The organism is Myxococcus vastator (assembly GCF_010894475.1).
GTDB lineage: Bacteria > Myxococcota > Myxococcia > Myxococcales > Myxococcaceae > Myxococcus > Myxococcus vastator.
This window is the reverse complement of record NZ_JAAIYB010000950.1, coordinates 1-597: the sequence shown is the minus strand read 5'-3', so window position 1 is coordinate 597 and position 597 is coordinate 1. Positions and strand designations below refer to the sequence as shown.

Sequence of the window (597 nt, the reverse complement as noted above, 5' to 3'; positions counted from 1 at the left end):
ACGAAGTCCGGCACCACGCGGTGGAAGGTGACGCCGTTGAAGTAGCCCTTGCGCGCCAGCGCGTGGAGGTTGCCCGACGTGAGGGGCGCCTCGTCCACGTCCAGCCGCACGGTGATGTCCCCCTTGTCGGTGCGCAGCACCAGCCCCGCGCGCGCCGGGGCGGCCACGGGCCGGAAGGTGTTCGCGGGCAGCTCCACACGCGCCGAGCGCACCCGCTGCCCCGTCAGCCGCGTGAGCGCCTGCGCCGCCACGCGCCGCACGTTGGCGTGCGGGTGCATCAGCCATTCACGCAGCCGGGGCTCGGCGGCCGGGCCCATCAGCGCCACCAACGCGCCCGCCACCGGCTCGGCCAGGTCGCCCGGCGTCTGGGGCACCCGTGCCGCCAGCGCCTCCACGGCAGGCAACGCGGCCTCGTCCTCGAGCACGCCCGCGGTGGCCGCCGCCGCGCCCGCCACCACGTCGTCCTCGCCTTCGATGAGCTCGCGCACCGGCGCCGCCGCCTCGGGCACGGGCCGCGCGGACACCGCCTCCAGCGCCGTCAGCCGCACGCGCGCCTCCGGGTGGCGCAGGTACATCACCGCGAAGCCCGCCCCGCCC

1 protein-coding gene is annotated in these 597 nt (G+C 77.6%); it reads right to left on the bottom strand.

The features are described from left to right. Positions 1-597 (bottom strand): peptidylprolyl isomerase (locus G4D87_RS39865; protein WP_240358959.1); only part of this gene is annotated, 597 nt, incomplete at both ends.